The following is a 13,119-nucleotide window of genomic DNA, read 5'->3' as shown; positions in this document are numbered from 1 at the left end:
AGGCGCCAGGCAAGCTTGCTATGGCGCCTGATCTTTACCACTGCTTGCAAATCCCCCACTCCTCTCCTACTAACAGAATGTAACAACACCGTTAAGCGCTTTTGCTCTGCCAAATGCTAAGGAGTTGGGATGCGTTCACCATTGCCTTTCCCCCCCGCCAGGCTGACCCAGGCCGCCGATGATTTTCTGGCTGGACGCATCAGTCGACGCCGTTTTTTACAACACTGCAGCCACGCTGGGATCAGCTTGCCTTTACTGAGTCTCGCCGGCTGTTCCGCACCAACCGATGAGAGTGAATCCGCTGATATCACCAGCGAACAATCCGCCAGCCAACAAAGCAGCGATCAGCACCATTTTCTTAAAGAAGTCGGCTCTGGCTTCAAACAAACCAAGCTACGCATTGTGACGGAAGACACCCCTCCCAGCGTGGCAACCAAGCGCTTGGCCGAAAAAGAATTTACCCCGCTCACCGGAATAGAAATTGAGTGGGATCTCCTCCCTCTCGATCAGGTGCTCGCCAGACTGGTCGCCGATACATCCAGAGCCAGCGGCGTGCATGATCTGTTTTATTTAGATCAAGCTTGGGTTGGGCGCTTCCTTCCCCATACTCTCAACCACTTTAAGCTCCTCTCCAATAAGGAGTTAGCCTATCCCGATTACAACTTTGCCGACATTCTCCCCCCTTTAATTGAGAATGTTGGCTCCTATCAGGGGCAGTTGGTCGGCATTCCCTACGACATCCCCATCTTTATCATGATGTACCGCCGTGACCTGTTTGATCAGCTCAAATTACCTTTACCTACCACCCTGGCCCAATACAAACAAACATTAGCGCTGATTCAACACGCCAGACTGCCCGGCCTGTTCCCCACCACTATGCAATGGAAGTCCGGTCACTACAGCCTGGAATGCAATATGACCACCTGGCTCTGGGCGCACGGTGGTTCTATTTTCCGCTCTGATGGCCGCTGTGCACTGGATGATGAACAAGCGTATGCCGGCTTAGCCTATATGATGGAACTGGCCCACTTTGCACCACCTGAAGTCACCACCTGGGACTGGTTTGGCGAAGCCCAAAGCTTTGCCGACGGGCGCGCCGCGATGTACATCAGCTGGGGAGAGTTTTTCAGTAGTTTTGATGATGACAAGCATTCCAAGATTGCAGGATTAGCCGAAGCGGCCCCCTGCCCACAAGAACTGGCCCTACGCCCAGCCAGTGCTTGCGGTTTTGGCGAAACCCCCGGCATCAGCCACCAGGGCGGCAGCTGTCTGAGTATTTCCCGTTACTCGCGTTCGCCGCAGGCCGCTTGGGTATTTTTACAATGGGCGACCAGCTCAGACATTACCACCCGCTCCAATCTCACCGGCGGCAGTGCCAGCCCTATTCGCTTCAGTAACTACAGTGATCCCCGCACCCTGGCACGGCAGCGAATCGGCCCCGGTACGACAAGGCACTTTCCCATCGTGCAGGACGCCATCCTCAACCGCATGGGCACCGAGCCCCACTTACCGGGCTGGGCGGAGCTAGCCACCCAAATATTTGCCGTTGAACTTGGCAAAATGACCACGGGGCAACAGGATATCGAAACCACCATGAAAAACATGTGTCAGGCTGCCAATCGGGCCGTAGACGATGGCGAATGAACATGGGCTACCCTCCGCCCCGCCTGCCCGCTTAGGTATCGTTGCCAAGCTATTACTCGCACTGGTCTGCATTGCACTCCTGCCGATCATGCTCGCGCTCTATACCTATTATGACACCAGCAAAAAAGCCCTGACTCAATCTGGCTTCCAAGCACTGCAAGCAGCCGCCTCCCAAAGCAGTATCCGCCTTGATGCCTTTATCCAAAACAATTTAGCGGTCATCGGCATGGAGGCCCAGCTCCCCGCTTTCAGCGTCCCCTTCGCTCAACGACACAATTGGCTTGAACTCACTGAATTACTCAACTCACTGGTTACCCGTAATTCGATCTTTATTCGTTCCTATAGTCTCTATGATCTCAATGGCGATCTGATCATTGACAATCTCGGCAACCAGGGAAAAAGCATTGCAGACCGTCACTATTTTCGCCAAACACTGGAAGCAGGCCTGCCCCAGGTGTCGGATATTGAATTTGCGCAGGAAGATGGCCGTGCCTATCTCTACTTCTGTGCCCCGGTGTTTGATAACCAAGGACGCTTACACGCCGTGCTACGCGCCCAGTTCAGTGCCTTAGTCCTGCAACAGCTACTGGTACAGGATAATGGCTTAGGGGGAACTGATTCCTTCGCCATCCTGTTAGATCAACGCCAACAGCTAGTACTCGCCAGTGGTTTACGTTTTCTTAACTTGGATCAGCGCAATGTCGCCTTACCTCTTACCTATTTACGCCCACAGCTCAATCCGCCCAGTGCCAACCAATTGACTCAAGCCAGTCAACAAATCTGGCACCCCCAATTAGCTACCATACTGTCCCAAGATACCCCCAGCAGCTTTGTGGCAGAGCTCTTTGAAGCCTATAGCCTGCCGGTAGCAGGTGCGCTGTTAAAAACCCCGGTCAACCAATGGCGTATTGCTTTCGTTCAACCTCAACCCCTGTTTTTTGCACCTTTGCGGACTCAACTCACTAACCTGCTTTGGCTATTTCCCATTTTACTGGCTGGACTACTGCTGATTGCCTGGGTACTGGCCAACTTCCTAGGCAAACCCATCGCGACTCTTACCCAGGCGGCATTGCAAGTCGCCGAAGGTAATCAAGATTGGTCAGTGGATATCAATAGCCGCGATGAAATAGGCACCCTTGCCAAAGCCTTGGCATACATGACCTCTCGCTTACAGCGCCGTACCGAGTTACTGCACCAAAATGAACAACTGTTTCGCAGCACCTTTGAGCAGGCGGCGGTCGGTGTCGCCCATGTCGATCTGGATGGCAGCTTTCTACGGGTCAACCAAAAGCTGGCCTTGATACTGGGCTATTCCGCCGAGCAATTACAGCAGCAACGCTGGCAAGACTTATTAATACCGGAAGACCGGCAAAGCACCGGCATTCACGTCTTTGCCTTGCTGAATGGACAAGTCCCATCCTTGAGCTTGGAAAAACGCTGGCAGCGGCATGATGGCCACCTGATTTGGGCCAATATCACCCTGTCACTGGTCAAGGACCCGAACGACAGCAGCCATACTTATCTGGTACTCGTGCTGGAGGACATCACAGCCAAAAAAGCAGTGGCCTATGAACTCAAACAACTAAACGAGCGCTTAGAGCAGCGGGTAAAACAACGTACCCAAGAGCTGGAGTCCCTCAACCAGGAGTTAGCCCAGGCGAAACAACATGCCGAGGCGGCCAATCAGGCTAAAAGTGACTTCCTCGCCAATGTCAGTCACGAGTTGCGTACTCCGCTGACGTTAATTCTTACGCCATTAGAGCAGCAACTGCGGCAAAACCCCGACCAGCCATTGTTCCAGCGCCTGCATCGCCATGCACTCATGCTGCTTAGTCGGGTCAATGAACTACTCGATTTCACCAAAGCCGATGCGGAAAAACTGTTGCCGGCCTATAGCCGGGTAGACATTCACGCCATGCTCAAAGTCCTGGCGGAAGATGCCAGCCTAGTCGCCAAACGCCAGCAGCTAACACTGGAGCATGATCTTGATCCAGCCTTAGGCGAAGTGTGGACAGACCCCGACTTTATCGAAAAAATCGTACTTAACCTGCTCAGTAATGCACTGAAATTCACCCCAGAAGGGGGACGGATTCGGCTCAGCGCCAGCCTACGCGCTGGACACCAGCTCCATATTCGCGTTAGTGACAATGGCCCAGGCATCGCTAAACAACGCCAACCCTTGCTTTTCCAACGCTTTCAACAACTGGATGCGTCAAAGCAACGCAAAGTGGGGGGCACCGGAATTGGCCTAGCGCTCAGTAAGCAGCTAGCCGAGTTAATGGGGGGAGAGCTCGGCGTAGAAAGTGAAGAAGGCAAAGGCGCAACCTTTATCCTTAACCTACCCCTACAAGCCATTCCCGCCCAAGGGCATAGGGCCGGCCCCAGCCTAGCTTATCCCGGGCTACGGCAAGCCAAACTCAGTGAACACCTCGGTGGCGTGCACCCTGCGAAACGTGATACTTCACCTTCCAGCCCGCTGCAAAGCTCCCCAGCCCCAACATCAGCAGACAGCAAGCATCCCTGTTTGCTCCTGGCGGATGACAACCCCGATCTGCTGCAACTCCTGCAGGAACTGCTCAGCCAGGACTATCAACTCCTACTGGCCCACCACGGAGAAGAGGCCTGGCAACAGTTGCAGCAGCATAAAGTCGATTTAGTACTATCAGATGTGATGATGCCCTACCTGGATGGCCTGGGCCTGTGCCAACGAATGAAACACCATCCGCAAACCCAGCATATTCCCATCATTTTACTGACCGCCCGGGGCGGACAAGAAGCCAACATCACCGGCCTTGAATCCGGTGCCGACGACTACATCACCAAACCTTTTTTGCCCCAGGAGCTCAACGCCCGCATTCAGGCCAACCTCCGCATGGCCCATATCCAGCAACGCATGCGGGAACAAAGCCTGGCGGCCGGTCAAGCGATGATCGCCTCAGGCATCCTGCATAACCTAGGTAATGTGCTCAACAGCGCCACCACTTCTAGTAGTGAAATTCTCGACATCGTACGGCATTTCAAAACCCAAGCACTGGAACACTCTTCGACCCTGCTGGTTGAGCATTTACACAACCTGCCAAACTACCTGCTGGAAGACCCGCAAGGCACACAGTTACGCCAGTACCTCGATCAGCTTTGCCAACACCTACAACAGCAACAAACCCAGATACTGGCAGAACTCGTTGTGCTGCGTCAGGCCTTGGAACATGCCAGCGCTATCCTCAATGACCATCGCCGCTATACCGAGCACAGTCTCGAACTTGAACAGCTGGATTTAAACAAACTGATTGAGAATGCCCTGCTGCTAAGCAAAATACCCGCTCACATTGAGGTGCAGCTGCATCTTCCCAACCAGCCCATGAGCCTGCCTAGCCACCGCCACTATCTTCTGCAAATCCTGCTGAACTTCCTTAGCAATGCCCAACAAGCACTGCTAGCAGAGGATTCAGCGCCCCCCTGGATTCGTATCAGCCTGCAAGCAAAACAGGATCATATTGAGATCTGCGTTGAAGATAACGGTATCGGCATTGCCCCTGAACACCTCACCCTCGTTACCCACCAGGGCTTTACTACCAAAGAATCTGGCCAGGGCATTGGGCTACATATTTCTGCCTGCTGGGCCGAGGAATTAGGCGGCAATATCCGCATCAGTAGCACGGGGCTGCATCAAGGTGCCTGCCAGTGCTTGTCTCTGCCCCATAACAACCCCAATCAAACAGAAGCAGCTAGTTAGTCGAAGGACAGCTATGGATACCCCTCAAGGGTTCCATAGCCAGTTACCTAGGACGCCACCGGCAATCTGCCCGCCAACCGGCGAACAGAATCCAGCCCAGGCAGGGGTATTCACATGTCTGAAACGAATAATACAGTCAATGCGCGTATCCTGGTGGTTGACGATAACCCCAACATCCTTGATGACTTCCGTAAAATTCTCTGCCCTGCCCCTACCACCAGCCATGACCTCGCCGAACTTGAACGCCAGTTATTTGGCCAACCCCAGAGCAGTTCATCGCCACAATATGAGCTACTTTGTTGCCAATCTGGTCAATTAGCCTATGAACTAGTCGATCAGGCCCTGCAAGAACAGCACCCCATCCAGGTTGCCTTTATTGATATGCGCATGCCAAACGGCTGGAATGGGCTAAAAACCGCTAGTGAACTGTGGCGCCTGGATCCTTGTATCCAACTGGTGATCTGCACGGCCTATGCGGATTACAGCTGGCAAGAAATCACTAACACCCTAGGGGTGTCAGACCGTTTGCTGATTTTGCGTAAGCCCTTCGACAAAATTGAAGTCCAACAACTTGCCTGTGCCCTCAGCCATAAATGGGTGTTGCAGCGCCAACAACAGCAAACCGAGGCCGACTTACGCCACAATATCAGCGCACGCTCGGCCCAATTAATACAAGCCCGCTATGAGCAGTACCAAGCTGAGCAGCAAATTCAGCGCCTATTTGAGCTCTCACCGGATTTTATCTGCGTACTGGATCAACAGCTTAATCTGCAAGCTTTTAATCCCAGCCTCGCCAAGCTCAACCGCCTGCTGACCCCTCCTGGGGCCGGACAAGCCTTCATACAATTACTGCACCCCAAAGAACGGGACTCCATGCGTACCTGGCTGTTACATCTGAGCCAACAGAGCGAAGCCCAGGTGCAAGTAGTCAGCATGCATACCCAGACGCCGCTTTTTATCGAATGGCGCTTCATTCCACTGAGTGAAGAAGGGCAAGTCTTTGCTTACGGTCGTGACCTTAGTCATCACTTGGCGGCCGAGCACAATAAAAAACGTCTCAGCGCGGTACTGGAGGGCACCTCGGATATCGTCTTTTTTGCCGATCCACAGGGGCGCATTCTGTATTTAAACCCTCGCGCTGCACTGCTATTTGGACAAAGCTCGCCACCAAACGCCTTACAACAGCTTTTATCCCCTGCGGCAGCCAGCCACTTTCTGACCCACGCCCTGCCAGAAGCCTTGGAAACCGGCAGCTGGCAAGGAGAGTCGGAATTACTCACCTCCGCGGGTAAACAGCTCCCCGTATCACTCGTACTCCAGGCCCATAGCGATCACCAACAACGGCTGGAGTTTATTTCAGCCATCATGCGTGATATCAGCGAACAAAAAGCCTATGAGATGCGCCTGCAACGGCAAGCCAGTTATGACAGCCTGACTGGATTGCCTAACCGCAACCTGCTCTATGAAGTGTTAGAGAAACAAATTCAGCTCTACCCTGAACAACCGCTGTCTATCCTGTTTCTGGATGTAGACCGCTTCAAAATGGTCAACGACAGCCTGGGCCACCACTGCGGTGATCAACTGCTCTGCCAACTGGCCGAACGCTTATACCGAGGCATTGAACGTAAAGACTTAGCCGCACGCTTAAGTGGTGATGAGTTTATCGTTGTTCGTCAAGGGGTCAGCGATGCAGAACAGGCCCTCACCCAAGCAGAACAACTGCGTTTACAAATCACCGAACCGGTCGAACTGGATGGCCTGCCGGTGTTTATCAACTGCTCCATTGGCATCAGCCTCTACCCCCAGGATGGGGAAGATATTGACACCCTCCTGCGTCACGCTGACACCGCGCTTAACCGCGCCAAAGAACAAGGCCGGGGATTATGTAAACTCTTTACCCCCTCGATGTCAGCCGAAGCAGAAAGACGTATGGAGTTGATCAGTGAACTAGCCCAAGCGCTGACGCAAGAGCAACTCAGCCTGCACTTCCAGCCACAATGGGACTTAAATCCATTACGGATTCAAGGCTTTGAAGCCCTGCTGCGCTGGCATCACCCCAAACTGGGACCAATCTCCCCCGCCGACTTTATTCCCTTAGCAGAAGAAAACGGTCTGATTATTCCCATGGGGCGCTGGGTGCTGCAGCAAGCCTGCCAGTTTATTTGCCAGCTTGAGCGTGAGGGCTATGGCCAGTTCAGCATTGCCGTTAACCTCTCAACCCGTGAATACATTCAAGCCGATTTGCTTGAAGTGTTGCGCAGTACCCTGGAGCATAGCGGCCTTGGCCCAGGCCGACTGGAGCTGGAAATCACTGAAAGCCAGCTGATACGTGATATGCAAGGCGCCGCTGAAATTCTCGGCAACATTCGCCAGCTCGGCATTCAACTGGCGCTGGATGATTTTGGCACCGGTTATTCCTGTTTAAGCTACTTGCAACACTTGCCATTAAACCGGCTCAAAATCGATAAATCCTTTATCCATGATTTAAGCTTTGATCAGGGTGACAGAGCCATCACCCGCTCCATTATTAATCTCGCACATAACCTTGGTTTAAAAGTCGTTGGGGAAGGCGTCGAGACGGAGCAACAGCTCGACTTTTTGCAGCAGTACCAATGCGACCAAGCCCAGGGCTTTCTGCTCGCCAAGCCCATGCCAGCCAGTGCCATTTATCAGCTTCTGCAACAACAGCAAAAGCAGCATGCCTAAACCGCACTATTAGTTAGTGCACTAGTGCTTGCTGTCACACTTGTCAGCGCCCAATAACAGAGTATGCTAGCCGCCTTCTCTGCCCGAGCGTGATTGTATGGCACTCAAATCGACCATTTTTAAAGCAGAGGTGGCCATTAGTGACCTGAATCGTCACTACTATCATAGCCACCGCCTCACCCTGGCCCGACACCCGTCCGAGACCGATGAACGCCTGCTCGTGCGGATTCTGGCTTTTATTCTCCATGCCGATGAGAACCTGCATTTTGGCAAGGGCATTAGCAACGAGGAGGAGGCTGCACTGTGGCAACACCATTACAACGGGGACTGCCAACTATGGATTGAAGTCGGCCAACCGGATGAACGCCGACTGCGTAAAGCCTGTAATCAAAGCCAGCAGGTACGCGTCTACGCCTATGGCGAATCAGGAGTACGCCAGTGGCTGCCCAGCCTAAAAAATCACCTGAGTCGCTTTGATAACCTGCAAATCTGGCTATTTCCGGATGAGCAGCTCAACCAGCTAAGCCACCAGCTGGAACGCACCCAGCACTGGAGCTGCACCCTAGAGGGTGAACAACTGTGGGTGGCGGATGTCGCAAACCAATATGAATTCACCCCTGTGCGACTCTGGCCTGAACAACGCTAGGCAGCAATTAGTCTTTGCCCTAGACTGAGCTCGGCCCCATTTTTGGGTTTGCTCATTAATAGGACAATAACAATAAAATGTACCCACCTAGCCTGCACTCTCGGCCACGTTTGTGGCACTGCTGCCCCAGCCCTTTTCTGGCGGCGGCTAATCTGATCCAACGCTGGCGTCTGTCTAACCAGACAGAGCGAGGGGAAGAACCCGCTAAAGAGCCCCGCTCCCAGCACCTTCCCGCCACCAGCGTACGCCCCTTTCCTTTACCCTGACCAATAAAAAAACCGCCTCATTCAGGAGGCGGCAATACCCAGTCACGGGGTTGGTCAGCTAATCAGCACCCACGGGAGGGAACTTCCCTCCCACTGGGTTCAAAATGATCAAGCCTCAAAGATTGAAGTTCTTCTTCAGCAGCTTATTCAGTTCACCAACGATGCCACTGCGGAATACCAGTACGCAGATCACAAAGATCGCTCCCATCACCACATGCACATAGGATGAGAAAGGACCACTGGCCAATACGTTCTGCAAAGTCACCACCGTGGTCGCACCGATCACGGGGCCAAATAGAGTACCCACACCACCAATCAGAGCCATCAGCACCACCTCACCCGACATATGCCAATGCACATCGGTCAGGGAGGCAAGTTGGAACACCAGGCTCTTGGTCGAGCCCGCCAGGCCTGCCAAGGTGGCGGAAATCACAAAGGCAATCCACTTGTACTGCAGTACGTCATAACCCAGGGACACTGCTCGCGGCTCATTTTCACGAATGGCTTTCAGAATTTGACCAAAGGGTGAATGCACAGTGCGCTGAATCACCGCAAAGCCGAAGACGAAAATGGCCAGCACCAGATAATACATACTGTGACTGTCGGCCAGATCAATCAGCCCAAACAGATGACCACGGGGAATGCCCTGGATGCCATCCTCCCCTTTGGTAAAGGGCGCCTGCAGATACACAAAGTAAAGCAACTGGGCGAGTGCCAGGGTCACCATGGCAAAGTAAATGCCTTCTCGGCGCACCGCCAACTTGCCATAGGCCATCCCCAACAGCGCTGCCGCAGCAGTACCCAGCAAAATGCCAAGCTCGGGTGTCAGGGCATAATTCGACATTAGATAGCCGGTAATATAGCCCCCGGTTCCCAGGAAGATGGCATGCCCGAACGACAGCAAACCAGCAAACCCCAGTAGCAGGTTAAAAGCACAGGCAAACAGGGCAAAACAGAGAATTTTCATTAAAAACACAGGGTAAACCAGCCAAGGCGCCACCAGGAGCCCAGCGAGCAACACCAGATACAGCAAGGGCTTATTCATCGCTCACTCCTTAATGCTCTTTACCAAACAGGCCAGCAGGACGCATCAACAGTACGATTACCATCACCAGGAAAATCACCGTATTGGACGCCTCGGGATAAAAGTACTTGGTCAGTCCTTCAATTACCCCCATGCCTAAGCCAGTCAATATGGCCCCCATAATCGAGCCCATACCACCAATAACCACGATGGCAAACACCACAATCAGCAGGTTAGACCCCATATCCGGGCTCACTTGATACACCGGTGCCGCCAACACACCTGCCAGCCCCGCCAGCCCCACGCCAAAGGCATAAGTCAGGGTCACCATCAAGGGAACGTTTACCCCGAACGCTTGCAACAGTTTGGGATTTTCTGTGCCAGCGCGCAGATAGGCCCCCAACTTGGTTTTCTCGATCATGTACCAGGTGCCAAAGCACACCAGCAAAGAGACCACTACGATCCAAGCGCGATAAGTCGGTAGATACATAAAGGGCAGTTTGACCCCGCCTTTTAACTCCTCCGGCACCGGATAAGGCAAACCAGAGGAACCAAACCAATGGTTGAACATACCCTGCACTACCAGGGCCACCCCAAAGGTCAGCAATAACGAATAGAGATGGTCTTCATTAGCGATGCGCCTGAGTAGCGTGCGTTCAAGCAGCACTCCAAACAACCCCACCACCACAGGCGTGACAATCAACGCCAACCAATAGTTGATGCCCAGATAGTTCAATGCCATCCAGGCCACGAAAGCACCCAACATATAGAGTGCGCCGTGAGCAAAATTGATGATCCGTAACAGCCCGAAGATAATCGCCAACCCCAGGCTTAACATGGCATAGAAGGAGCCGTTAATCAGGCCCACCAGGAGCTGTCCAGACAAGCCGAACAAATTGATACCGAATAGGGTCGCCATTTGTTAGTCCACTTCTGCAGGGCAGCCTGAAAAATCAGCACAAGCCAATCTTAGAGGCGGCTGCCTTCTTATTGTCGGTACAACCTATGATCGCACTGGGTCATCACCAGCAAGATCAGGCAAAGGGGCCGGCCAGCGGCCCCCAAGGGTTAGGACTGGATCAGGACTTTTTCAGCAAGGGGCAGGAAGAATCTGCCGGCTTACGGTAAGCCTCATCACCAGGGATGGTGGACAACACCTTGTACAGATCCCACTCGTTCTGGGACTCCTTCGGCGTTTTCACCTGTACCAAGTACATATCGTGGATCATGCGCCCGTCTTCACGCAGGTAAGCATTGCGAGAGAAGAAATCTTCAATCTTCATCTCACGCATTTTCGCCATTACCGCCTTAGAGTCCGCATCAGAGCCCAGCTCCTGTACTGCTTTGAGATAATGCATGGTGGAAGAATAAGCGCCCGCATGGATCATAGAAGGCTGTACGCCAGCCTTTTCCATAAAGCGCTTGGACCACTCACGGGTTTGCTCATCCATATCCCAATAGAAACCCGTGGTCAGCTTCAAGCCACCGGCTTTATCCAAACCAATTGCCTTAACATTGGGCAGGAACAGCAACAACCCCGCCAGATCCTGGCCAGATTCGGTGATGCCGAACTCTGCTGCAGATTTAACGGTGTTCACGGTGTCAGCACCGGCGTTGGCCATACCAATAACTTCCGCACCAGAAGACTGTGCCTGCAGGATGTAGGAAGAAAAATCAGTCGTGCCCAGCGGCACCTTGACGGAACCTACGATATTGCCGCCATTCTCACTCACCACCTTGGTCACAGCTGCTTCCAGTGCATGACCAAAGGCATAGTCAGCGGTGATGAAGAACCAATTCTTCTTGCCGGAGTCGACAATCGCCTTGGCCGTACCGTTTGCCAGTGCTTGGGTGTCGTAAGTCCAGTGAGCGATGTTAGGTGAGCAGTGCTCGTTGGTGATGGAGTCAGCCGCCGAGCCCGACACAATACCGACTTTGTCTTTTTCGGTGATGACCTTGTTAGCCGCAATCGACACCCCAGAAGACACCAGACCGGCCACCAGATCGACCTGATCCACATCCAGCCACTGACGCACAATGTTGGCACCCACATCAGGCTTGTTCTGGTCGTCAGCACTGACGATTTCAACCGGCACACCATTCACCTTGCCGCCAAAATCGTCCACCGCCATTTGCACCGCAGTAACACAGCCTTGGCCACAAATATCGGCATAAACCGAACCCATGTCCGCCAGCACGCCGATTTTCAGCTTGCCATCGGTCATCTCTGCCTGGGCGCTGGTTGCAACAGCAGCCATCATGGCGGTCGTGAGCAGGGTACGCATCATCTTCATAGGAATCCCTCCTTCAGGGGGTCGTTTTATTGTTGTTGTATGACTTCTTATTGTTGACTTCACAGGTTCAGGGGTAAGCAGGCTTACACACCCAAGTACGCATTCAGAGTGCCACTCTTGGCACTGAGCTCATCCTTGCTGATCATTTCCACCACATTGCCATGCTCCATCACGTAGTGACGGTCAGCCAAAGGCGCTGCAAAGCGGAAATTCTGCTCCACCAGGACAATGGTCAAGCCACGCTCTTTTAACAGCGTTAGCACCTCACCCAAACGCTTGACGATAACCGGCGCCAAGCCCTCAGTGATTTCATCCAGCAGCAGAATATTGGCACCCGAGCGCAGGATACGGGCCATCGCCAGCATTTGTTGCTCCCCACCGGATAGACGGGTGCCCTGGCTATTCTTGCGCTCAAGCAAATTAGGAAAGAGTTCATAGATCTCATCGAGGCTCATGCCATCGCTGCGCACCATCGGCGGCAACAACAGATTCTCCTCCACCGACAGACTGGCAAAGATGCCCCGCTCTTCCGGACAGTAACCCACCCCCAGGTGAGCGATACGGTGCGCTGGGCAATCGATGGTTTCCCGACCATTAATCATGATGGAGCCGGTACGACGGCCCACCATATTCATAATCGCTCGCAGCGTGGTGGTACGTCCTGAGCCATTACGTCCCAGCAGAGTTACCAACTCACCCCGATTAACCACCAGATTGACCCCATGCAAAATATGGGACTCGCCATAAAATGCGTGTAGATCACGCAAGCGAACCTTTTCACGGTCCGCAGCTACATCATTAGACAT

At 53.3% G+C, this 13,119-nt stretch carries 8 protein-coding genes; 4 read left to right on the top strand and 4 right to left on the bottom strand.

The window, feature by feature from the left end:
• Positions 1–129: 129 nt before the first annotated feature.
• The 4 genes from Q334_RS18760 (at position 130) to Q334_RS0110200 (ending at position 8,729) form a co-directional block, all read left to right on the top strand.
• Entirely contained in the window at positions 130–1,644 is a 1,515-nt protein-coding gene (locus tag Q334_RS18760; protein WP_051527706.1) for an ABC transporter substrate-binding protein, read from the top strand.
• A complete protein-coding gene (locus tag Q334_RS20030) occupies positions 1,634–5,377 on the top strand; it encodes an ATP-binding protein (protein ID WP_051527705.1) in 3,744 nt (1,247 codons plus the stop codon). The genes Q334_RS18760 and Q334_RS20030 overlap by 11 nt, the downstream gene beginning before the upstream one ends.
• A gap of 114 nt (positions 5,378–5,491) precedes the next feature.
• A complete protein-coding gene (locus Q334_RS20025; RefSeq protein ID WP_051527704.1) occupies positions 5,492–8,083 on the top strand; it encodes an EAL domain-containing protein in 2,592 nt (863 codons plus the stop codon).
• Between the two features lie 97 nt (positions 8,084–8,180).
• Complete coding sequence (locus Q334_RS0110200) at positions 8,181–8,729, top strand: YaeQ family protein (RefSeq protein WP_027313120.1); 549 nt, start codon at positions 8,181–8,183, stop codon at positions 8,727–8,729.
• 381 nt (positions 8,730–9,110) lie between these two features.
• On the opposite strand, the gene Q334_RS0110190 is transcribed toward Q334_RS0110200, so the two are convergent.
• From Q334_RS0110190 to Q334_RS0110175, 4 genes are all read right to left on the bottom strand, one after another.
• Complete coding sequence (locus tag Q334_RS0110190) at positions 9,111–10,040, bottom strand: branched-chain amino acid ABC transporter permease (RefSeq protein ID WP_027313118.1); 930 nt, start codon at positions 10,038–10,040, stop codon at positions 9,111–9,113.
• Positions 10,041–10,050: 10 nt separating this feature from the next.
• Positions 10,051–10,938: a branched-chain amino acid ABC transporter permease gene (locus Q334_RS0110185; RefSeq protein WP_027313117.1), complete on the bottom strand. Its 888-nt coding sequence runs from the start codon at positions 10,936–10,938 to the stop codon at positions 10,051–10,053.
• 160 nt (positions 10,939–11,098) lie between these two features.
• A complete protein-coding gene (locus Q334_RS0110180; protein WP_027313116.1) occupies positions 11,099–12,313 on the bottom strand; it encodes an ABC transporter substrate-binding protein in 1,215 nt (404 codons plus the stop codon).
• 83 nt (positions 12,314–12,396) lie between these two features.
• Positions 12,397–13,119, bottom strand: coding sequence for an ABC transporter ATP-binding protein (locus Q334_RS0110175; RefSeq protein WP_027313115.1), 723 nt, complete (start codon positions 13,117–13,119; stop codon positions 12,397–12,399).

This window comes from Balneatrix alpica DSM 16621 (assembly GCF_000619885.1).
Lineage (GTDB): Bacteria > Pseudomonadota > Gammaproteobacteria > Pseudomonadales > Balneatricaceae > Balneatrix > Balneatrix alpica.
The sequence above is the reverse complement of the archived record's forward strand: the minus strand, read 5'-3'. Positions and strand labels throughout refer to the sequence as shown.

Coding starts and splice junctions, on each gene's coding strand:
- Q334_RS18760 (WP_051527706.1), top strand. CDS start 130: ATGCGTTCACCATTGCCTTTCCCCCCCGCCAGGCTGACCCAGGCCGCC.
- Q334_RS20030 (WP_051527705.1), top strand. CDS start 1,634: ATGGCGAATGAACATGGGCTACCCTCCGCCCCGCCTGCCCGCTTAGGT.
- Q334_RS20025 (WP_051527704.1), top strand. CDS start 5,492: ATGTCTGAAACGAATAATACAGTCAATGCGCGTATCCTGGTGGTTGAC.
- Q334_RS0110200 (WP_027313120.1), top strand. CDS start 8,181: ATGGCACTCAAATCGACCATTTTTAAAGCAGAGGTGGCCATTAGTGAC.
- Q334_RS0110190 (WP_027313118.1), bottom strand. CDS start 10,040: ATGAATAAGCCCTTGCTGTATCTGGTGTTGCTCGCTGGGCTCCTGGTG.
- Q334_RS0110185 (WP_027313117.1), bottom strand. CDS start 10,938: ATGGCGACCCTATTCGGTATCAATTTGTTCGGCTTGTCTGGACAGCTC.
- Q334_RS0110180 (WP_027313116.1), bottom strand. CDS start 12,313: ATGAAGATGATGCGTACCCTGCTCACGACCGCCATGATGGCTGCTGTT.
- Q334_RS0110175 (WP_027313115.1), bottom strand. CDS start 13,119: ATGTCTAATGATGTAGCTGCGGACCGTGAAAAGGTTCGCTTGCGTGAT.